Source organism: Mesorhizobium sp. B2-8-9 (assembly GCF_006439475.1).
Classification (GTDB): Bacteria; Pseudomonadota; Alphaproteobacteria; order Rhizobiales; family Rhizobiaceae; genus Mesorhizobium.
In genome coordinates, this window is sequence record NZ_VFTQ01000005.1 from 248,993 (window position 1) to 269,486 (window position 20,494).

21 protein-coding genes are annotated in these 20,494 nt (G+C 64.1%); 12 read left to right on the forward strand and 9 right to left on the reverse strand.

What is annotated here, in order from left to right; translation table 11 throughout:
* Positions 1 to 4 precede the first annotated feature (4 nt).
* The 3 genes from FJ423_RS09045 (at position 5) to lpxK (ending at position 3,200) form a co-directional block, all read left to right on the forward strand.
* The gene (locus FJ423_RS09045) at positions 5 to 784 is read left to right on the forward strand and encodes a lysophospholipid acyltransferase family protein (protein ID WP_095767821.1); all 780 of its coding nucleotides are present in this window, start codon (positions 5 to 7) and stop codon (positions 782 to 784) included.
* Positions 781 to 2,097, forward strand: coding sequence for a lipid IV(A) 3-deoxy-D-manno-octulosonic acid transferase (gene waaA, locus FJ423_RS09050; RefSeq protein ID WP_140840941.1), 1,317 nt, complete (start codon positions 781 to 783; stop codon positions 2,095 to 2,097). The genes FJ423_RS09045 and waaA overlap by 4 nt, the downstream gene beginning before the upstream one ends.
* A gap of 74 nt (positions 2,098 to 2,171) precedes the next feature.
* Entirely contained in the window at positions 2,172 to 3,200 is a 1,029-nt protein-coding gene (gene lpxK / locus FJ423_RS09055) for a tetraacyldisaccharide 4'-kinase (RefSeq protein WP_140841084.1), read from the forward strand.
* A gap of 80 nt (positions 3,201 to 3,280) precedes the next feature.
* On the opposite strand, the gene FJ423_RS09060 is transcribed toward lpxK, so the two are convergent.
* From FJ423_RS09060 to FJ423_RS09070, 3 genes are all read right to left on the reverse strand, one after another.
* Positions 3,281 to 4,219, reverse strand: coding sequence for a UDP-glucuronic acid decarboxylase family protein (locus tag FJ423_RS09060; RefSeq protein ID WP_246680114.1), 939 nt, complete (start codon positions 4,217 to 4,219; stop codon positions 3,281 to 3,283).
* A gap of 57 nt (positions 4,220 to 4,276) precedes the next feature.
* Entirely contained in the window at positions 4,277 to 5,134 is an 858-nt protein-coding gene (locus FJ423_RS09065) for a glycosyltransferase family 92 protein (protein ID WP_140840945.1), read from the reverse strand.
* A gap of 92 nt (positions 5,135 to 5,226) precedes the next feature.
* Positions 5,227 to 5,460, reverse strand: coding sequence for a DUF2093 domain-containing protein (locus FJ423_RS09070; protein ID WP_040986608.1), 234 nt, complete (start codon positions 5,458 to 5,460; stop codon positions 5,227 to 5,229).
* Positions 5,461 to 5,574: 114 nt separating this feature from the next.
* Here FJ423_RS09070 and FJ423_RS09075 point away from each other — a divergent pair, with 114 nt between their 5' ends.
* Positions 5,575 to 6,177: a hypothetical protein gene (locus tag FJ423_RS09075; protein ID WP_140840947.1), complete on the forward strand. Its 603-nt coding sequence runs from the start codon at positions 5,575 to 5,577 to the stop codon at positions 6,175 to 6,177.
* 6 nt (positions 6,178 to 6,183) lie between these two features.
* Here FJ423_RS09075 and FJ423_RS09080 read toward each other — a convergent pair whose 3' ends face one another.
* Positions 6,184 to 7,110, reverse strand: a complete 927-nt coding sequence (locus FJ423_RS09080) for a LysR substrate-binding domain-containing protein (protein WP_095767816.1) — start codon at positions 7,108 to 7,110, stop codon at positions 6,184 to 6,186.
* A gap of 90 nt (positions 7,111 to 7,200) precedes the next feature.
* Here FJ423_RS09080 and FJ423_RS09085 point away from each other — a divergent pair, with 90 nt between their 5' ends.
* Both FJ423_RS09085 and FJ423_RS09090 read left to right on the forward strand, forming a co-directional pair.
* Positions 7,201 to 8,094 (forward strand): EamA family transporter, encoded by an 894-nt coding sequence (locus FJ423_RS09085; RefSeq protein WP_140840949.1) that lies wholly within the window; start codon positions 7,201 to 7,203, stop codon positions 8,092 to 8,094.
* A 120-nt stretch (positions 8,095 to 8,214) separates the two neighbouring features.
* Positions 8,215 to 8,973: a hypothetical protein gene (locus FJ423_RS09090; protein WP_140840951.1), complete on the forward strand. Its 759-nt coding sequence runs from the start codon at positions 8,215 to 8,217 to the stop codon at positions 8,971 to 8,973.
* 50 nt (positions 8,974 to 9,023) lie between these two features.
* Here FJ423_RS09090 and mutL read toward each other — a convergent pair whose 3' ends face one another.
* The gene (gene mutL / locus FJ423_RS09095) at positions 9,024 to 10,892 is read right to left on the reverse strand and encodes a DNA mismatch repair endonuclease MutL (RefSeq protein WP_140840953.1); all 1,869 of its coding nucleotides are present in this window, start codon (positions 10,890 to 10,892) and stop codon (positions 9,024 to 9,026) included.
* 268 nt (positions 10,893 to 11,160) lie between these two features.
* Positions 11,161 to 12,063, reverse strand: a complete 903-nt coding sequence (locus FJ423_RS09105; RefSeq protein WP_140840957.1) for a LysR substrate-binding domain-containing protein — start codon at positions 12,061 to 12,063, stop codon at positions 11,161 to 11,163.
* A gap of 89 nt (positions 12,064 to 12,152) precedes the next feature.
* Here FJ423_RS09105 and FJ423_RS09110 point away from each other — a divergent pair, with 89 nt between their 5' ends.
* From FJ423_RS09110 to FJ423_RS09125, 4 genes are all read left to right on the forward strand, one after another.
* Entirely contained in the window at positions 12,153 to 13,703 is a 1,551-nt protein-coding gene (locus FJ423_RS09110; protein ID WP_140840959.1) for a trimethylamine methyltransferase family protein, read from the forward strand.
* Positions 13,704 to 13,761: 58 nt separating this feature from the next.
* Complete coding sequence (locus FJ423_RS09115; protein ID WP_140840961.1) at positions 13,762 to 15,411, forward strand: ABC transporter substrate-binding protein; 1,650 nt, start codon at positions 13,762 to 13,764, stop codon at positions 15,409 to 15,411.
* Positions 15,412 to 15,504: 93 nt separating this feature from the next.
* A complete protein-coding gene (locus tag FJ423_RS09120; RefSeq protein ID WP_140840963.1) occupies positions 15,505 to 15,978 on the forward strand; it encodes a DUF3828 domain-containing protein in 474 nt (157 codons plus the stop codon).
* Between the two features lie 4 nt (positions 15,979 to 15,982).
* Positions 15,983 to 16,570 carry a hypothetical protein gene (locus FJ423_RS09125; RefSeq protein ID WP_140840965.1) on the forward strand — a complete coding sequence of 196 codons (588 nt, stop codon included), beginning with the start codon at positions 15,983 to 15,985 and terminating at the stop codon, positions 16,568 to 16,570.
* Between the two features lie 68 nt (positions 16,571 to 16,638).
* Here the strand turns inward: FJ423_RS09125 and queF are convergent, their stop codons facing one another.
* Both queF and FJ423_RS09135 read right to left on the reverse strand, forming a co-directional pair.
* Positions 16,639 to 17,100, reverse strand: a complete 462-nt coding sequence (gene queF, locus FJ423_RS09130; RefSeq protein ID WP_140840967.1) for a preQ(1) synthase — start codon at positions 17,098 to 17,100, stop codon at positions 16,639 to 16,641.
* A 24-nt stretch (positions 17,101 to 17,124) separates the two neighbouring features.
* On the reverse strand, positions 17,125 to 17,328 hold the full coding sequence (locus FJ423_RS09135) for a hypothetical protein (RefSeq protein ID WP_140840977.1): 204 nt from the start codon (positions 17,326 to 17,328) through the stop codon (positions 17,125 to 17,127).
* Between FJ423_RS09135 and FJ423_RS09140 the strand changes: the two genes are divergently transcribed.
* Positions 17,318 to 19,363: an NADH:flavin oxidoreductase gene (locus FJ423_RS09140; RefSeq protein ID WP_140840979.1), complete on the forward strand. Its 2,046-nt coding sequence runs from the start codon at positions 17,318 to 17,320 to the stop codon at positions 19,361 to 19,363. The two genes, FJ423_RS09135 and FJ423_RS09140, sit on opposite strands and share 11 nt — an antisense overlap.
* Positions 19,364 to 19,459: 96 nt before the next feature.
* Here the strand turns inward: FJ423_RS09140 and FJ423_RS09145 are convergent, their stop codons facing one another.
* Complete coding sequence (locus FJ423_RS09145) at positions 19,460 to 19,867, reverse strand: hypothetical protein (protein ID WP_140840981.1); 408 nt, start codon at positions 19,865 to 19,867, stop codon at positions 19,460 to 19,462.
* A 139-nt stretch (positions 19,868 to 20,006) separates the two neighbouring features.
* Here FJ423_RS09145 and FJ423_RS09150 point away from each other — a divergent pair, with 139 nt between their 5' ends.
* On the forward strand, positions 20,007 to 20,444 hold the full coding sequence (locus tag FJ423_RS09150) for a MarR family winged helix-turn-helix transcriptional regulator (RefSeq protein ID WP_140840983.1): 438 nt from the start codon (positions 20,007 to 20,009) through the stop codon (positions 20,442 to 20,444).
* Positions 20,445 to 20,494 lie beyond the last annotated feature (50 nt).

Below are 20,494 nucleotides of genomic sequence, written 5' to 3' on the forward strand. Positions count from 1 at the left end.
GTCGATGGAGCATGAAGCGGTGAAAGGGGCGACCCGGCCGCGCGCCGCCAGACGCGGCGGAACGCGCACGCTGTGGCGGCGCATCCGCGAGCCTTTGGCGCAGTCGAGTTTCGTCAAGAACTTCATCGCCAGCCTGTTCGCCTGGTTCTTGCGGTTGATTCGCGTCACCAGCCCGCTCGTCGAAGGCTCGACCCGGGTAGCCGGCGGCGCTTATGCGCATCTTGAACCGGGCATCATCGCGCTCTGGCACGGCCAGCACCTTTTGACCCCTGCCTATTACCCCGAGGGCCGGCCGCTGGTCGCCATGGTTTCGCGCAGCGCCGACGCCGAGCTCCAGGCGCTGATGATCGAGAAATTCGGCATCGAGGCAGTGCGCGGCTCCGGCGGCCGCGACAATTCGAGGCATTTGGACAAGGGCGGCGCCAAGGCCTTGATCGCGCTGAGGAAGGCGCTTGCCACCGGCAAGAACGTCGCCATGATCGCCGACATTCCGAACGGCACGCCGCGCGACGCTGGGCTTGGCATCGTTCTCCTGGCAAGGCTTTCCGGCCGGCCGATCCTGCCATCGGCCATCGCCACCAGCCGCCGCAAGGTGCTGGAGAAGAGCTGGGACAAGACCACCATCAACCTGCCGTTCGGCCGCTCCGCGGTCATCGTGGGCCAGCCTGTCTTCGTGCCCGCCGATGCCGATGACGCCGAGATGGAGCGCAAGCGCCAGGAGGTCACGGCCTCCCTCAACGCCGCGACGGCTGAGGCTTATCGCCTCGTGGACGGCGGCAAATGAGCGAGCGCTGGGCGCGTGCGGCCCTGACTGCCTATCGCTATGCGGGGGCGGCCGCCTATCCGCTGATTGGCCCCTATGTCGCCTGGCGCGCCTCGCGCGGCAAGGAGGATCGTGTCCGCCGCCGAGAACGCTATGGCATCGCCGGCCGTCCCCGTCCGGAAGGACCGGTGATCTGGATCCATGCCGCAAGCGTGGGCGAGACGATCGCGGTGGTGCCGCTGGTCGAGAGCATCCTCGACTATGGCGTCAACATCGTTTTGACCACTGGCACCGTGACCTCGGCCAAGGTCGCCGAAGAGCGCCTCGGCAGCCGCATCATCCACCAATATGTGCCGCTCGATCTGAAGCCCGCGGTAAGCCGTTTTCTTGATCACTGGCGGCCGGAACTGGCGATCATCGCCGAATCGGAAATCTGGCCGATGACCATCCTGGAACTTGGCGCCCGCAACGTGCCGCAGGTTCTGGTCAACGGCCGGCTGTCGGACCGCTCCTTCATGTCCTGGAAGAAGCGCGCCGGCGTTGCCGAGGCGCTGTTCGAGAATCTTGCCCACGTCATCGCCCAGTCGGATGTCGACGGCGAGCGGTTCCGCGCGCTGGGCGCCCGGCCGGTCACCGTTTCCGGCAACCTCAAGGTGGATACCAACCCGCCGCCGGTCGACGAGCGGGCCTTAGCCACCCTGCAGCGCCAGATCGGCGGCCGTCCGACCTGGGCTGCGATCTCGACCCATGATGGCGAGGAGGTCGTGGCCGCGGAGGTCCATGCCAGCCTGCACAGGCGTCATCACGGGCTCTTGACCATCATCGTGCCGCGTCACCCCGATCGCGCCGACGCGCTGGCCGCGCAGATTTCCGGCATGGGCCTGTCCGTGGCAAGGCGCGGCAAGGGCGACCGCATCTCCCACGATACCGACATCCTGCTCGGCGACACGATCGGCGAGATGGGCCTTTATCTGAGGCTGACCGAGATCGCTTTCGTCGGCCGCTCGCTGACTTCGCAAGGCGGCCAGAACCCGCTCGAGCCGGCGATGCTCGAAACCGCCGTGCTGGCCGGGCGTAACGTGCAGAATTTCCGCGAGGCCTATCAGCGCCTGCTCGACAGCGGCGGCGCCAAGCTGGTGCGCGACCGTGACATGCTGGCCGGCGCCGTCAATTTCCTTTTGACCAACGAAGTGGCGCGCCACGAGATGATGGCGGCGGGTGCCGCCACCGTCGACGAAATGCGCGGCGCGCTTGCCCGCACGCTGAAATCGCTGGAGCCCTATATCCAGCCTCTGGTTGTCAAGGCGCGCCTGAAAGGCGCAAACGGGCGCTAGATCATGACCCCAGAAATCGGATCCGATTTTTGGAGAAATCCATGCGCGAAACCGAGACGCATGGAGCAGGCGCGATGACCAGCGAAGCGCCACCCTTCTGGTGGGAAAAGCCGGACTGGCGCGTGCTTGCGCTGTCGCCCGCATCGGCGATCTACGGGCTGGTCGCCGGCCGCCGCATGCGCCACGCGCCGCGCGAGAAGGTCGCAGCGCCGGTCCTGTGCGTCGGGAACCTTACCGTCGGCGGCAGCGGCAAGACACCGGTCGCCATCGCTTTGGCCAAGCAGGCCAGACGCATGCAGCTCACGCCAGGCTTCCTGTCGCGCGGCCATGGCGGCTCGTTCGCCAGGCCTCATGTCGTCGATGCGCATCACGACGCCGCCAAGCATGTCGGTGACGAGCCGCTGCTCCTGGCCGAGCATGCGCCCGTCGCGGTGACGGCCAACCGCGCCGCCGGTGCGAAGCTGCTCATCGAAGAACGTGGCTGCGATTTCCTGATCATGGATGACGGGTTCCAGTCGGCGCGCGTCCATATCGACTATGCGCTGGTCGTGGTCGACGCCCGCTTCGGCATCGGCAACGGCCGCGTCATCCCGGGCGGGCCGCTCCGCGCCAAGGTCGTCGACCAGCTGGTCTTCACCAGCGGCTTGCTGAAGATGGGCGAGGGGACCGCCGCCGACGGCGTCGTGCGCCAGGCGGCGCGCGCCGGCCGGCCGATCTTCCTGGCGCATGTCGAGCCGGCCGATCCGTCGCGCTTCGCCGGCGGCCGCTTCCTGGCCTTTGCCGGCATCGGCCATCCGGAGAAATTCTTCGACACGGTGCGCGGCGCGGGCGGCGAAGTGGCTCAGTCGCGCGCTTTTCCGGATCATCATTTCTACGCCCAGGACGAGCTTGCCGACCTCCTGGCGCTCGCCCGGCATGAGGGGCTGCGCCTCGTCACCACGGCAAAGGACGCCGCGCGGCTGCGCCATGGCGAGACGCCTGCCGGTTTCCTCGCCCAGCTGGACGTGCTCGACATCGAGGCCGTGTTCGAGCTCGATCATGTGCCCGAACGCATCGTCGACGAGACGCTCGACGCCTGGCGCCTGCGCAAGATGCGGGGCTAATGCATGTCGCGCAAAAGTGTGCAGCGGTTTTGCGACAACGACATGCATGAAGACAAAGACTTAAAGGGGCGCGCCCGCCGTCAATTGCCGTTGATGAGGCGGCGGAAGTAGCGAACCGTTTCGGTGAGCCCATCCTCGAGAGCGACGCGAGGAGACCAACCCAGCGTCGACCGCGCCAGACCTATGTCGGGTTGGCGCTGGCGGGGATCGTCCTGCGGCAGGGCCTTGAACTCGATTTTGGACTTGCCGCCGACAAGGCTCAATACAAGTTCGGCCAGTTCCAGGATCGTGACTTCCGTCGGGTTGCCGACGTTGAGGGGGCCCACGAAATCGTCGGGCGTAGCCATCATCCGAACCATCGCATCGACGAGATCGTTGACATAGCAGAAGCTGCGGGTGTGGCTACCGTCGCCGTAGATGGTTATAGGATCGTTCTGCAAGGCCTGGACGATGAAATTGCTGACCACCCGTCCGTCCGACGGGTGCATGCGAGGCCCGTATGTATTGAATATGCGCACCACCTTGATGGGTAATTTCGACTGACGCCGGTAGTCGAAGAACAGCGCCTCGGCGCATCTCTTGCCTTCGTCGTAGCAACTGCGCGGCCCGATCGGATTGACGTGGCCCCAATAGGCTTCGGTCTGGGGATGGACTTGCGGATCGCCATAGACCTCGGATGTCGATGCCTGAAGGATCCTGGCCCCGGAAGCGCGTGCAAGATCGAGCATGTTGATCGCCCCATAGACGCAGGTCCTGGTCGTCTCGATCGGAATGCGCTGATAGTGAACAGGCGAGGCCGGGCAGGCGAGGTTGAAGATTTCATCCGTTTCGACTTTGAGAGGCACGGTAACGTCGTGCCTCAGAAACTCGAAATGTGGATTGCCCAGAAGATGGCCGATATTTTCCTCCGAGCCGGTGGAAAAATTGTCGGCACATAGTACCTGCCGGTCTTGTGCCAGCAGCAGGTCGCATAGATGCGAGCCGATAAAGCCGGCCCCACCCGTGACAAGAACCTTCACAATTAACCCCCGTACCCATAGCCCTTTGCTGTCTATAGCCCCATAAAGGCGAAAGTGTCAGCACTGAAACGACGGAGTGGGGCCATCGATGGGAAGGGAAGAAGTGGCTACGGCTCCTGCGCGCCGCATCGCCTGCAGGATCGCCTCGTCGCGCTCGACATTGAGCTTGCTTTCGAAGTCGAAATGCCAATCCCTGTCGCGCAGCGCGGAAGTCGAGGCGTCGCCGCGCCGGATTTTCTGGTCGAGGTCGGCGAGTGATCGCGACCAATAGTGATTGATCCTCAGGATGTCGAACTGGGGAGGCATGCCGGGCGCGATGGTCCGTCGACGGGTGTCCATCCCTTCACCGGACAGGAATTTCGACTGATGGACGCCCACCCTGTAGACCATGCGCGGGTTGAGGATTGTCTTGACCGTCGTGATGTCCGGCCCGGCTCGCATCGTATAGGCCTCGACCACCGGCCGTTCTGGTCGCTCCGCTTGGCCGGAGGAGCCATAGAAAGCTTGCCAGACGCAAACGCCTGGCAGGTCGCGATAGTCCCTCATAACCGAGGGTACGTCACGTCCGTCAGGTGCGAAAAGAAACTCATCGATGTCGAAGAATCCGATCCACAACGCTTCGCGCCAGCGCCTGCGGATGCAGTCCCTATAAGCCGACAGCTGCCCCACCGGCCGCGGCCAGTCGACCACCGTGACCAGGCCCTCCTGAATGAACGGATTCAATACGGCTTTGAAGTCGTCGGTCGAGAAGTTGTTGTAGAGATAGAAATGCTCGAATCCCACATTCTGATGGAATCTGATCCATTCGGCCAGGAACGGCGCTTCCTCGCGGAAGATGGCGCAGGCCGTCAGCTTGAATCGGGGCGCCCTCGACACCGCCCGATCGCGCCATCTCGCGCGCATGACAAGCGGCATGCGAAGAAGTGTCTTGAGAGATTTCCTGAAGTTTTTCAATGTAGTACCCTGAGCGGTCGAGCTTGGCTGCCAAGCGCCATGGGCTCGCAAGCCTATCCCCGCTTGCGCAATTCCGGGTGCATCTCGATCTCGCGGGCAAGCGACACCGCGGCATTCACATAGGGCTCCTGTCGGGCGACGCTCCAATATTTGAGCTCGTCGAGCGGAATGTTCTCGCCCGTCACCGCACAGCGCACGAAGGAGCCGGGACTGGTGACTTGGAAGTCGCCGTCGAGATAACGGATCCGGGCTTCCCTGCCGCCCGGGCCTTCGAAACGGTTCATCATGAAAGGACGCTGCAGTTCATCGGGTTTCAATCGCCATAAATCGCAAGCAACGTCAAGCTTGACGCAATGCTCATCCGGTATGGCTGCAGCGACAATGGTTCCCGGAGCCCCGGCATGGACATCACTCCGCCCCGCTTGAACACGCTGATCAATGAGGCGCTCACCCCGCATGTGGTGCCTTCGCCGAAGGCCGATCCGGCGACGGCGGCTTTGATCAAGACGCTGATCCAGCCGCCGGCGCCATCAATGGTGCAGGCGGCGCAGTTCGCCGCGCAGGCGCTGCAGAGCGCACAGCCGCGCCCTGCGGCTCAGGCATCGCCACGCCTGTCGTCCTCCGAGGCCGAGGACGCTTACCGGGCCGTCATGGAGCCCGATGCTGCCTTGGATGACGCGCCGTCAACACCTTCGACGGGCAGGGCGGCGGCGGACACCGATCGGGCACCGCGCGGCTTCGCCTCACCGCAGGCAGCGGTCGCCGACAATGCGCCCAGGGCCCCGGTTGCGCCTGCATTGTCCACATTTTCGCCGGCCGTCGCTTCCGCCGCGGTGCTGGTCGCGGCCAACGCCAATGCACCGCAGCCTCGCGGCGCCGCGGTTCGTCCGGCTGGTCACGCGCCGCGATCGGAATCCGCGCCGATATCCCTTTGGACGATCTCGGTCGTCACGGCTGTCGTCTCGGCCGTGACCGCCACCATCATGGTTCTGTTGCTTCGATAAGCCCGCTCAGACGCCGTCCTGAAGGAAAGCCTCGAGCTTTTCCGGAGCAAGCCCTGCCTGTTCGGCGATGCGCCTGGCAAGGTCCGCCGCTGCCGCGCGCGGCCGGCCGACGGGGCGGTCCATCCAATAAGACACCGGATTGAGCGCGACGCGCTCGTCGACGGCAACGATGCGGCCGGATTGGAGTTGGTCTGCCGTCAGCGGGGGCCGCGCCAGCGCTATGCCCAACCCATGCGCGGCCGCATCGAGCACCAGATTATAGTCCTCGAAACGCCGATCCTGCGGACGCGGGCGATAGTCCATGTCCTGCGCCGCGAGCCAGGCGCGCCAGGCGGATGCGTCGGAATCGTTGATCAGCGGGAATTTCAGCAGCCGGGCAGGGTCGCCTCGTCCGATCTCCTTCGCCAGCTCCGGCGAGGCGATCGGGAAAATATGCTCCTCGAACAGCTGCACCGAGATGCGGCCCGGAATGCGGCCGCGCCCGCAGCGCACCGAAAGATCGATGCCTTCGTCGGCGAGATCGGCCTGGCGGTTGTCGACGTCGAGCACGATGCGCAGCTTGGTCGGATGGTTCTCCAGCGCGGCCATGCGCGGCATCAGCCATAGCCCGCTCACCGACGGGATCGAGGCCAGCCGCACCACGGCGGTGCCGCGCGGCTCGACCCAGCGGTCGGAGTTGAACGAGATCAGCGCGAAGGCCTCGGCGGTCCTCAAATGCAGCCGGTTGCCCTCGATCGTCAGCGTCACGCCACGCGCGTTGCGCTCGAACACTTTCAAGCCGAGCCAGTCCTCCAGCTTGGCGATCTGGCGGCTCACCGCGCCATGGGTGAGGTTGAGCTTTTCAGCCGCCGCGGAAAAACTCCCCATGCGCGCCGCCGCATCGAAGGCACGCAGGGTTTCCAGCGGCAGTATCTGGTCAGAGCTGTGATCCATGCTCACAGCTGACTCTCGAATTGGTCGTTTGTCAATTGCCGGCAATGGCGTTCTCATGCATCCATGACGCAGAAAGACGAGGCTACGGCAATGAGCGCTTACACTGGCACGTTGAATGAGACACGGCGCATGGACACCGCGGCCGCAATCGCGGTGACGCTGACGGTCATCGGCTGGGCCTCGGCTTTCCCGGCGATCCGCGCCGGCCTTGCCGCCTTCCAGCCATTGGAGCTCGGCGCGCTGCGCTTTGCCATCGCGGCGGTTCCGGCCGCCATCTTCCTCGCGGTGAAGCGCCCGGCACTGCCCCGAGTGGACGAGCTGTGGCGCTTCGGCTTCGGCGGCGCCATCTTCGTCGCGCTCTACACCGCCATGCTCAATTTCGGCGAGCTGACCGTCTCGGCGGGTGCGGCTGGCTTCATCATCAATGTCAGCCCGATCTTCACCGCTATCATGGCGATGGCGCTGCTCGGCGAGCGCTTCTCGGGGCTTGCCTGGCTGGGCACTGTCATTTCCTTCGCCGGCATCGGCATCATCGCGGTGGCCGACGGGCACGGCCTTCATTTCAACGCCGGCGCGCTGCTGGTGCTGGGCTCCGCGCTCTGCTCCGCCGTCAATACCATTGTGCAGAAGCCGCTCTTTGCCCGTCATCATCCTCTGACGATATCCGCTTCCAACATGGTGCTCGGCGCGCTCTGCCTGTCGCCCTTCCTGCCCGAGGCTTTTTCGCAGGCAGCGGTCGCCGACACCGCCGGTCTTGGCGCCGTCATCTATCTCGGTATCGTGCCCTCGTTGATCGCCTATGCCGCATGGGCGACCGCGCTGTCGCGCCTGCCCGCCGCGCGCGCCTCGAACTTCCTCTATCTCGTCTCGCCGACCTCCGCTCTGATCGGCTTCTTCTGGCTGGGCGAAGTGCCGTCGCTGCTCGGCATCCTGGGCGGCGCGCTGGCGCTGGGTGGCGTGATCGTGGTCAATTTGAAGCGTTAGTTCAAAAGTTTACGGCCGTTTCCGGGCTCGAGCTGAAAAGTTGAATGCGGCTACCGGCGCCCCCTGTGATGCGGACGTGAGGCAAGCTATCCTGATCCGCCTTTGATGGAGGGGATCGGGATGGGAAGAGGCTTCATTGCCACGGTTTTCTGCCTGCTGATGCTAAGCGGGAAAGCCTTGGCGGGCTGGTACCAGGTGGAAAACTACGAAGGCTCCATCGGACCGAACCCGGTTCACGTCTCCCTGCAGCGCTATGCCAGCTTCGGCAGCGGCATCAGTGTCAAGGGAAGCTATTTCTACGACGCCAAGCAAAGCCCAATCGCGATCTACGGCAAGGCGGAGGGCTCAAAGCTCACGCTGTGCGAGATCGCGGACGACCAGGAATTTCAACGCGTCCTCGTCATGGGGTCGAAAACACCCGTCGACACCACCGGATGTCCTTTCTCTATCGAGATCAGTGACAGCGGCGCGGCGGGAAGCTGGAGCAAAGGCGTGGACAAATTTCCCGTTACGCTCAGAAAGGTCGCGAGTCTTGACAATACAGGCGACCTGAAGATCGACGGGACCGTCGAAATTCCCTTTTGGGCTGAGACGACCCGCGACAGATTTGCGGGGATTTACACGAAGTCCGACGCCGGCATCTGCATGACGAAAATGCTGGTGATCAACAAGAAGAAAAAGAAGGCCGTTCAGGAGATCGGCTTCGACGATGAGGACTGCAACGCCGGTATGTCGACGACGCCCATTTATATGAACGTGCAAAAATGGGTGGAGGCAGGCAAGGACATCATTTCGGTGGAATTTGGAGGCGGCAAATTCGCAGGCGCGAACGACTATGTTCTCAACCCGAAGACAGGAAAATACCACCTCAAGAAATGATATTTAGCGTATGGCGCCGACCCTTGCTGTTGCAACGAGCCAGGGGACGGTCACCGCCGCCCGAACAGCCTTTCGATATCGGCGAGCTTGAGCTCGATATAGGTCGGGCGGCCATGGTTGCAGGTGCCGGAGCCGGGTGTCGCCTCCATCTGGCGCAGCAGCGCGTTCATCTCCTCGGCCTTGAGCAGGCGCCCTGACCGCACCGAGCCGTGGCAGGCCATGGTCGCGGCTATTCTGTCCAGCCGCTCCTTCAGCGTCTCGACCGTGTCGTTGTCGGCGATCTCGTCGGCAAGGTCGCGCACCAGCTGCTGCACATTGGTTTCGCCCAGCATCGACGGCGTCTCGCGCACCGCCACCGCGCCTGGGCCGAAGCGCTCGAGGCCTAGGCCAAATTTGGCGAGCGTCTCGGAATGCATCGCCAGCCGCTCGGCATCCTCTTCCGGCAGGTCGACGATCTCGGGCAGGAGCAGCATCTGCGACGGCACGGCGCGAGAATGCAGCGCATTCTTCAGCGCCTCGTAGACCAGCCGCTCATGCGCGGCATGCTGGTCGACGATGACGAGCGAATCCCTGGTTTGGGCGACGATGTAGTTCTCATGCACCTGCGCGCGCGCCGCGCCCAGCACCATGCCGAGCAGCGCCTCAGTCGGCTCGGCCATGCCGGCGCGGACATCGGCGCTGGCCAGCGGCCCGGCGTCGAACGCCGCCTGCTCGTTCTCGGCGAAGCCGTTTCGTGGCGCCCGTGCTTCGCCCATGTCGAGCGGCCGCTGCGCCGAGCGCAACGGGTCGAAGCCTCCGGAGGCGGAAGCGTGATAAGCGGCCTCGTAGCTGCGATGGCCGTTGGCCGGGCCGGCATGCGAGTAGGGCGCCGCCCCTGGCCGGAATGCCGCCATCATACCGGCGGCGCCCGTTGTCGCCGCGCGGATGCCGGCGCCGGCCAGCGCCTCGCGGATGGCGCCGACGATCAGCCCGCGCACCAGGCCGGGATCCCGGAAGCGCACATCGGCCTTGGCGGGATGGACGTTGACGTCTACCGTCGAGGGATCGAGCGACAGGAACAGCACCGTCACCGCATGCCGGTCTCGCGGCAGCACGTCGGCGAAGGCGCCGCGGATCGCGCCGGCGATCAGCTTGTCGCGAACCGGCCGTCCATTGACATAGGCATATTGCTGCAGCGCATTGGCACGCGTGTAGGACGGGATCGAGACGTGGCCGGCAAGGTGAACTCCCTCCCGCGCGGCATCGATGGCAATGGCATTGTCCGGGAAATCCTTGCCCATTACCTGCGCGACGCGGGCAAGCCGGCCCTCCGGCGTGTCGCTGGTTGCGGGCAGTTCCAGCGTCGAGCGGTCGGCGCCGGCCAGCGTGAAGCGGACAGCGGGAAAGGCGATGGCGATGCGCTTTACCACGTCGCTGGTGGCCGAGCTTTCGGCGCGCTCGCCCTTCATGAATTTCAGCCTGGCCGGGGTGGCGAAGAAAAGGTCGCGCACCTCGACCGTGGTGCCCCGGTTTGCCGCCGCCGGCTTCACCGCCGAGACGCGCCCGCCGTCGATGCCGATCTCGGCCGCGCTGTCGCCGCCAGCCGTGCGCGAGCGGATCGACAGCCGCGCGACGGAACCGATCGAGGGAAGCGCCTCGCCGCGGAAACCCAGCGAGCGGATGTCGTGGATGTTGTCGGACAGCTTGGAGGTGCAGTGCCGCGCGACCGCCAGCGCCAGTTCCTGTTCCGGAATGCCCGAGCCGTCATCGGTGACGCGGATGAGATTGAGCCCGCCGCCGGCGGTGACGATCTCCACGCGCGAGGCTCCTGCGTCGAGCGCATTCTCGACCAACTCCTTCACCACGCTCGCCGGACGCTCGATGACCTCGCCGGCGGCGATCTGGTTGATCATCGTTTCGGAAAGCTGGCGGATGGGCATGAGGCGATTATAGGCGGATTCGGACGGCGTGGGCAAAAGCTGCGCGTATTATGGAGAGGCTAGCGGGACAGCACCCCCCTCTGGCCTGCCGGCCATCTCCCCCGCAAGGGGAAATTGGCTGTGTCATCGCCTCGCTCTTCTGCAACGTACGAGATTGGCGAGGGCCTGCGTCAAGTCTGATCTCCCCCCTTGCGAGGGAGATGTCCGGCAGGACAGAGAGGGGTGTGAAGGATCGCTACGACGGCGATTGCCCGACGATGATGCAAATCTAAGCCTGCGCCACCAGCCAGTCCCTGACCCTGCGCGCATTCTCGCTGAGGTCGCGGTTCTTCGGCCAGATGACGTGGAAGCCGATGCCGGTCCGCATGACATGATCGGTCACCGGCACAAGCAGCCCTGATGCCACCAGCCGCTCGACCAGATGCCGCCATCCAAGCGAGATGCCTTGCCCTTCCATCACCGCCTGGATCACCAGGGCATAGTCGTTGATTCTCAGGCCGCGCTCCGCATTGCGCAGGCTGGTTCCTGCCGAAGCGAACCATTCGTCCCAGTTCGGCGCCTCGCGATAGGGCTCCTCGAGATGGATCAGCCGGTGCGTGGCCAGTTCCTCGACCGTCTTCGGCTTGCCGAATTTGGCGAGATAGCTCGGGCCTGCGACCGGGAAGATCTCTTCGTCGGAGAGCGACAGCGAGTGATAGTCTGGCCAGTCACGCGGCACGCCGCCCCGCACCCCGAGCGGAATCCCCTCGGCGATGATGTCGAGGTCGCGGTCGGCGGTCTGGATGCGCAGGTCGATACCCGGCAGTTCGTCGCGGAACTGCTGCAGGCGCGGCATCATCCAGAACGAGCCGAAAGCCGTGGAGGCGGCCAAAGTCACATGCCCGCCGGTTGCCTGCAGGCGCAGGTCCTCTGCCGACTTGCGGATATGCGACAGGCCGAGCGAGACGTCGGCATGGAAGCGCTCGCCGGCTTCCGTCAGAATCACCTGGCGATGGCGCCGCTGGAAGAGCTTGGCGCCGAGCTGCTCCTCCAGCCCGCGCACGGCATAGGAAACGGCGGCCTGCGTCATGCCGAGCTCGCGCCCGGCGGCGGTGAAGCTCGACAGCCGGCCGGCGGCTTCGAAGACGATGAGGCTGCCGGCCGAGGGCAGGAGGTGGCGCAGGCTTCGCATAAGGTGAACTTATACAGAAGATCAGGATTTTCCAGCGTCACAGCCATATTTTGCCTCGCTAACGTGAGTGGCGGGAAGAAGGAGCCTCCATGAACGCACCGGCCGTTGAATTGACCGAACAGACCCACCGCCGCGGCGGCGGCCGTCTTGGCCGCAAGGCGCTGAGAAGCGCGCCGATCGCGTCCTTCCCGACCCTTGTGCGCAAGATCCCCGCCTATGAGATCGTGCCCGACGAGGCGGTGGAGCTGATCCACGAGGAATCGCTCAAGATCCTTGAGGAGGTGGGCTGCGAATTCCGCGACGACGGGGCGATAGAGCTCTGGAAAGCGGCCGGCGCCGATGTCAGGCAAACGCGCGTCCGCATCGACCGCGCGCTCCTGATGGAACTCGTCTCGAAAGTTCCGCCTGAGTTCACGCTCAACGCGCGCAATCCGGAGCGCACGGTGCGCGTCGGCGGCAAGAACTCGATCTTCGTGCCGATGTATGGCGCTCCCTATATCCGCGACCTCGACAACAAGCGCCGTTACGGCACGCTGGCCGACCTCAACAATTTCCACAAGATGGCCTATATGGCGCCGGCGCTGCATTCCTCGAGCTCGGTCATCTGCGAGCCGATGGAAATCGCGGTGCCGAAGCGGCATCTCCACATCATCCATTCGGCGCTGAAACATTCCGACAAGCCGTTCATGGGCATCGTGACATCCAAGGAGCGCGCCGAGGACACGATGGCGATGGCTGGCATCGTCTTCGGCGAGGACTTCGTGCGCGACAACCCGGTGCTGGTGGCGATCACCAACTGCAATTCGCCGCTGGTCTGGGACGCCACCATGATCGACGCCATGCGGGTCTATGCGAGCCACAACCAGCCGCTGATCCTGGCGCCTTTCGCGCTATGCGGCGCCTCGACCTCGGCCTCCGCCGTCGGCGCGGTGGCGCAGGTCAACGCCGAGGCGCTCGCCGGCGTGGCTTTGACCCAGCTCATCCGGCCCGGCTCGCCGCAACTCTACGGCCAGTTCATGGTTACTGTCGACATGAAGACCGGCGCGCCGATGGGCGGCACGCCGGAAGCCGCGCAGATGATGTATCTGATGGGCGCCCTGGCCAGGAAATACAAGCTGCCCTGGCGCACCTCCGGCTTCCATGTCGGCTCCAAGCTCAATGACGCCCAAGCCGGCTATGAAGCGAACATGCTGATGCATGCCGCGATCCTTTCCGGCGCCAACTACATCTGGCATTCCGCCGGTTGGCTCGAGGCGGGCCTCACGTGCGGCTATTCGAAATTCGCCACCGACTGCGAGCAGCTCGTCGGCTGGTACAAATATGCCGGCGGCGTGCCCTTCGACGATTTCAAGGAAGCGATGGCGGCAATCCGCGAGGTCGGTCCGCAGGGGCATTTCCTCGGCACCCAGCACACGCTCGAGCATTTCGAGAGCGCCTTCTTCATGCCCAACATCATGGACTTCAATTCCTTCGAGCAGTGGAGCGCCGAAGGCGCCAAGGATCATGACACGCGCGGCCGCGAAAAGGCGCGCGCCATGCTCGCCGACTACCAGGAGCCGAAGCTCGACGAAGGCATCGCCGAAGGTCTCAGGGATTTGATCGCCCGGCGTGAGGAAAAGCTGCCGGACAGCGTTAGTTAATAGACGATAGTTCAAGCAAAAGGGCAAAAGACCCGCTCAAACCAATGGGAGAAAGAGAATGACACTGTTCAGAAGCAATGGCGACCGGGTCCCGGTCGCTATCGAGGCGATGGCCGAGGAAGCGCGGGCAGGGCGTGTCGACCGGCGCGAATTCCTGGCTCTGGCAAGCGCTTTCGGTGCATCGACGGCTTTCGCCTATGGCATGCTCGGCCTTGCCGCGCCGACCAAGGCCCTTGCCGATGAGCCCAAGAAGGGCGGTACGCTGCATGTCGCGATGTCGGTCAAGGCGCAGAAGGATCCGCGCACCTATGACTGGACGGAGATGGCAAACGTCACCCGCACGTGGCTGGAACCGCTGGTGCGCTACACGCACCAGTTCACTTTCGAGCCGGTGCTGCTCGAAAGCTGGGACGTCAATGACGACGCCACCGAATACACGCTGCACCTGCGCAAGGGCGTGACCTGGAACAATGGCGATGCCTTCAACGCCGATGATGTGGTTTTCAATCTGAACCGCTGGTGCGAGAAGGCCGCTTCCGGCAATTCCATGGCGGCTCGTGTCGGCGCGCTTATCGATGCCAAGACTGGCAAGGCCAAGGACGGCGCGATCACCAAGGTCGATGACCACACGGTCAAGCTGAAGCTCAACGAAGCCGACATCGCCATCATCCCCGGCCTCACCGACTATCCGGCCCTGGTCGTGCACCGCGACTTCGACAAGGACGGCGCCGACCCGATCAAGAAGCCGATCGGCACCGGAGCTTTCGAGCTGGTGTCCTATTCGGTTGGTCAGAAGGCGGTCGTCAAGCGCCGCGAGAACGGCAAGTGGTGGGGCGGCGAAGCGCCGCTCGACGGGGTCGAGTTCATCGACTACGGCACCGACTTCAACGCTACGCTGAATGCCTTCGATTCCGGCGAGATCGACCTCGACTTCGAAACGCCGGCCGACTACATCGACCCGCTAGACAAGATGGATCTGGTGAAGTCGGAGGTCGCGACGGCGACCACGCTCGTTGCCCGCACCAACATCACGCATAAACCCTATGACGATAAGCGGGTGCGCAACGCGCTGCAGATGGCGGTCGACAACAACCAGGTGATGCAGCTCGGCTATAATGGCCGCGGCACGGTCGGCGAGAACCACCATGTCAGCCCGATCCATCCCGAATACTACCCGCTGCCCAAGAAGGAGCGCGATGCCGCCGGCGCCAAGAAGCTGATGGCGGAGGCCGGCCAAGCCGACTTCGAGCATGAGCTGATCACCGTCGAGGACGAATGGCAGAAGAACACCGGCGATGCGATTGCCGGCCAGTTGCGCGACGCCGGCATCAAGGTGAAGCGCACGGTGCTGCCTGGCTCGACCTTCTGGAACGACTGGACGAAATATCCCTATTCGATGACCATCTGGTACATGCGCCCGCTCGGCGTGCAGGTGCTGGCGCTCGGCTACCGCACCGGCGAGGCCTGGAACGAGACGGCCTATTCCAACCCGGAGTTCGACGCCAAGCTCAAGGATGCGCTGTCGCAGATCGACGTCGCCAAGCGCAAGGAGGTGATGAAGGATGTCGAGGCGATCCTGCAGGATTCCGGCGTCATCATCCAGCCCTTCTGGCAGAAGCTCTACTGCCACATGAACAAGAAGGTGAAGAACTATTCGATGCACCAGACCTACGAAATGGACTTCCAGAACGTCTGGCTGGATACCTGAGCGCGACTGGACTTCATGAGCCGCAAAAAAGCCGGTATGCAGGATGCGTGGCAGCGAGCTTGCCGCCACGCACCGAACCTCCGGAGATCCTGCATGAAGCCGATAGTGCTTGCCGCTGCCATGTCGATAGCCTTGCCCGGCGCCGCGCTTGCCGGGCCGGCTTCCAACACCGTGAAGTTCTTCTACGTGCCGGAGGTGAAGTTCGAGGCGGACGCCAAATACCGCGACCGCTTCACCGAGCCGGTGACCAAGCTGTTCGAAGCCAACGACAAGGCGCAGAAGGAGAAGCCCGACGAGGTATCCTGTATCGACTTCGACCCGGGCCTCGACGCCCAGGATTTCGACCAGAAGACCCTGTCGAAGACGCTGAAGCTCACCGAAGCCGTCAACGGCGACACCGCCGAGGTGACGGCAAGCTTCAATCTTTTCCCGGAAGGCGATGACTCCAAACGCGAAATGGTGTGGTCGCTGAAGAAAGTGGACGGCAAGTGGAAGATCGCCGATATCACCTCCAAGACCAGCGACTGGAAGCTCAGCGCGCTGGAATGCGGCGCCTCGACGGAGTGACGCCGTGCTTCGCTGGTCCGTCCTCGTGCTGTCGAGCTTGTCGATGCTGGCCGCGGGGCTGAGCGGCGGAGCCTTGGCGCAGGCGCTCTTCGGCTCGCCGCCCCCGAACGCGTCTTCAGGCGACAAAGCGCCCGAGACCGACAAGTCGCCGCCTGCCGCGGCGCCGGAAACCAAACCAGCCGAACCGGCGCCCGTCGCACCTGTCCTGCCCGGATCGCCGACCGCGGTGGTGAAGCCGTTCTACGAACATGTCGGGTTGGAACTCGACCCTTCTCAGCGCAAGAACTTCATCGATCCGGCGAAAACCGTGCTCGACAAGAGCGATGCGCTACGCATCTCGGGGCAGGGCGAGTGCCTCGACCCCAACATGGCGCTCGACAATGTAGATTATGACAAGCTCGCCATCGACCGGAGCCTGCGCACCATCGAAGCCGTCAATGGCGACGAGGCCAAGGTGGTCGTCGCCTTCGTCGTCGAAGGCCACCAGCACCGGCTGGAATGGAAGCTGAAGAAGGTCGGCGGCGCCTGGAAGGTCTCCGACCTTCTGTCGGTCACCGGCGAGTGGGCGCTCAGCCAGTATCAGTGCGAATGATAATGGTGATTGAAGATCAGGGCTGGCGTTCCTTCGCGCGCTGTCCCGCCAGCCTTTCGCAACAAATCTCAACCCCTTCCGCGATAGGGCGCAACGCCAGTATCCGGCAGCCAGGCGTCCTTGGGCGGCGCGCCGGTCTGCCAGAAGACGTCGATCGGAATGCCGCCGCGCGGGAACCAGTAGCCGCCGACGCGCAGCCAGAGCGGTTTCGTGGCCTCCACGATGCGGCGGCCGATCATCACGGTGCACTCCTCGTGGAAGGCGCCGTGGTTGCGGAACGAGGTCATGAACAATTTCAGCGACTTCGATTCCACCAGGGTCCGGTCAGGCGCGTAGTCGATGACGATTTGCGCGAAATCCGGCTGGCCGGTGACCGGGCACAGCGAGGTGAATTCGGGGCAGGTGAAGCGCACGATAGCCGGCGGGCCGTCGCCGCGCTGGAACGGCACGGTCTCCAGGACCGCCTGTTCGGGGCTCTGTGGCGTCTCGACGTGCTTGCCGAGCTGGGTGAGGTTTTTGGCGTCGGTCATGGGCGGGCTCCTTGCTCCCGGCCGTTAGAAGCGCAGTTCAATGCGGCGGGCGCGAAACGAAGGTTGAAAGAAGCGTTGCAGTCCTCTCGGGCGCAGCGCGTTTGACCGCTCATTAGCATCGGACCGAAAAGTGCGCAGCGGTTTTCGGATGAATCCGATGCGTGAAATGGAAGCGGGAGCGCTCCGCTCCCGCACAATTTGAAACGGCAGGAAGACAATGACCAGCAACGACCCGCTTCTCCAACCCTATCAGCTCAAGCACCTGACGCTGAAGAACCGGGTGATGTCGACGAGCCATGAGCCGGCCTATTCCGAGGACGGCATGCCGAAGGAGCGCTACCGGCTCTACCATGCCGAGAAGGCCAAGGGCGGCATGGCGCTGACCATGACGGCGGGCTCGGCGATCGTCTCGCGCGACAGCCCGGCTGCCTTCGGCAACCTGCATGTCTATGACGACCGTATCGTGCCGTGGTTGGCCGAACTGGCAGACGCCTGTCATGAGCATGACTGCAAGGTGATGATCCAGATCACTCATCTCGGCCGCCGCACGGGCTGGAACAAGGCCGACTGGCTGCCGGTGCTTTCGGCCTCGCCGGTGCGCGAGCCGGCGCACCGCGCGTTCCCGAAGACCATCGAGGAGTGGGATATCGAGCGCATCGTCGCCGACTATGCCGCGGCCGCGCAGCGCTGCCAGGCGGCCGGCCTCGACGGCATCGAGTTCGAATCCTACGGACATCTGATGGACGGCTTCTGGTCGCCGCTCACCAACCATCGCGACGACGAGTTCGGCGGCTCGCTCGACAATCGGCTGCGCTTCACCGACATGGTTCTGGATGCGGTTCGCGCCGCGGTCGGTAAAGAATTCATCGTCGGCATTCGCATGGTCGCCGACGAGGATGTCGAAAAGGGCATCTCGAAGGAAGTTGGCGTCGAGATCGCCAGGCGCTTGGCCTCATCCGGCAAGGTCGATTTTCTCAACATCATCCGCGGCACGATCGAGACCGATGCGTCGCTGACCAAGGTCATCCCGGTGGCCGGCATGCGATCCTCGCCGCATCTCGATTTCGCCGGCGAGGTGAGGGCGGCGACGAAATTCCCGACCTTCCATGCGGCGCGCATTTCCGATGTCGCCACAGCTCGCCACGCCATCGCCACCGGCAAGCTCGACATGGTCGGCATGACCCGCGCCCATATCGCTGATCCGCATATCGTCAGGAAGGTGATGGAAGGCCGCGAGCACGAGATCCGCCCCTGCGTCGGCGCCACCTATTGTCTCGACCGCATCTATGAGGGCGGCGAGGCGCTGTGCGTCCACAACGCCGCGACCGGCCGCGAGGCGACCATTCCGCACGTCATCGCAAAGAGCGAGGGACCGAAGAAGAAAGTCGTGGTGGTGGGCGCTGGCGCCGGCGGCCTGGAGGCCGCCCGCGTGGCGGCCGAGCGTGGTCATCAGGTGACTGTGCTCGAAGCCTCCAGCCAGGCAGGCGGCCAGGTGAGGCTCGCAACCCAGAACCCGCGCCGCAAGGAACTGATCGGCATCATCGACTGGCGATTGGCCGAGCTCGACCGTCTCGGCGTCGAGGTCCGCTACGACACCTGGGCCGAGAAGAACGATGTGCTGGCGCTGTCACCGGATGTGGTGATCGTGGCGACCGGAGGCATGCCGCAAAACCCGCCGCTGGCGGAAGGCGACAATCTCGTCACCTCGAGCTGGGACATCATGGCCGGGAGCGTCAAGCCGGCCGAGAATGTCCTGCTTTACGACGACAATGGCGGCCATCAGGGCATGGGCGCCGCCGAGCTGATCGCCAACAGTGGCTCGAAGCTGGAACTGGTTTCGCCCGAGCGCTTCTTCGCGCCGGAAATGGGCGGCCTGAACCACGTGCCCTATATGCGCGCCTTTCACGAGAAGGGCGTCACCGTCACCATCAACACCCGCCTGCGTTCGGTTCGCCGCGAGGGCAACCAGCTCGTCGCCGAGCTGGCGTCGGACTTCGCCGACGGCTGGCGCGGCGAGCGGCGCATCGACCAGGTGGTGGTCGAGCATGGCACCGTGCCGCTCGACGATCTTTATCTGTCGCTCAAACCCCTGTCGAAAAACGGCGGCGCGGTCGACTATGAGCGGCTGGTGAGCGGCGGCGACATCTTCCCCGCTCGCAATGCCGAAGGCGGCTTCGTGATGTTTCGCATCGGCGACGCTGTCGCCTCGCGCAACATCCACGCCGCCATCTATGACGGCATCCGGTTTGGGATCAGGATCTGAGGGTTGTGACGCGCAACGGACCTTTGCAAGGAGAGCCACCTGCCGCTTTGGTTCCGTTGCGCGCCGCGCCCGGTCGGTTTTGCCGGCCGTGCGATTTCAAAACAGCTTGGCAGACGCCATGCAAAACACGGTGATGACCAGCAGCCCGCCCGCGATGCGTTCGCCTCTGGTCATTTTCGCCCGCAGCTGGGTTTGCGTCGCCTGATCGGCGCCGGCGAGCTGTCTGCTGGCGGAGGCGACAAGCGCGCCCTGCACGCCGGCGGCGATCAGCGCCGTCAAAATGCCCAGCGTCAGCACCTTCTCCATCGAGCCGAAAGCACCTTCGTGGAAGAAATACCAGAGCAGTATGCCAGTCAGGAACGCCAGGCCGGAGGCGCCGAGCTGCGGTCGGATGAAGCGCTCCGCCTTGATCTCAGGATCGCGGGCAACCGCAATGGTTGTGCCGGCCCAGAACACGCCGGCCATGACATGCAGGCCGATGGTGACGATATAGACATATTGCATGACCGCATTCCTCTCTGCCGCCCGCCGCGCGTCGCAGCATGTCGACGCCATCAATAAGACAAAGTTAGATATCTAACGGTTAGATGTCAATCATGAAGCCAGGTTTCATGTTCCAATCGCTTTGCTCTACTGTCAGGTCATGACACCGTTTGACCGTCCGCCCGTCGGCATGAATCTCGCCCGCACCTCGAAAGTGGTGGCGCAGGCTTTCGATGCCGCGATGGTCGAGGCCGGCGGCACGCTGCCGGTCTGGGTGACTTTGCTGTCGGTCAAGTCGAAGGAACTGGCGAACCAGCGCGAGCTTGCCGGGATGATCGGCATCCAGGGTGCGACGCTTACCCATCACCTCAACGGCATGGAGGCGCAAGGATTGCTGACGCGCCGCCGCGATCCGGAAAACCGTAGGGTCCATCAGGTGGCGTTGACGGAAGCCGGCGAAGCGCTGTTCGAAAAGTTGCGCCTCGCGGCGGTCGCCTTCGACAAGCGTCTGCGGGCTGGTATCCCCGATGACAAGCTCGCCGAATTCACGCAGGTGCTTGCGATGCTAAGACGGAACGCTGAGCCGCCTCAGTCGTAGTCCGATGTCGCGCCGAAGATGTAGCGTCGCCGTACCCTTCATAGGGCGGA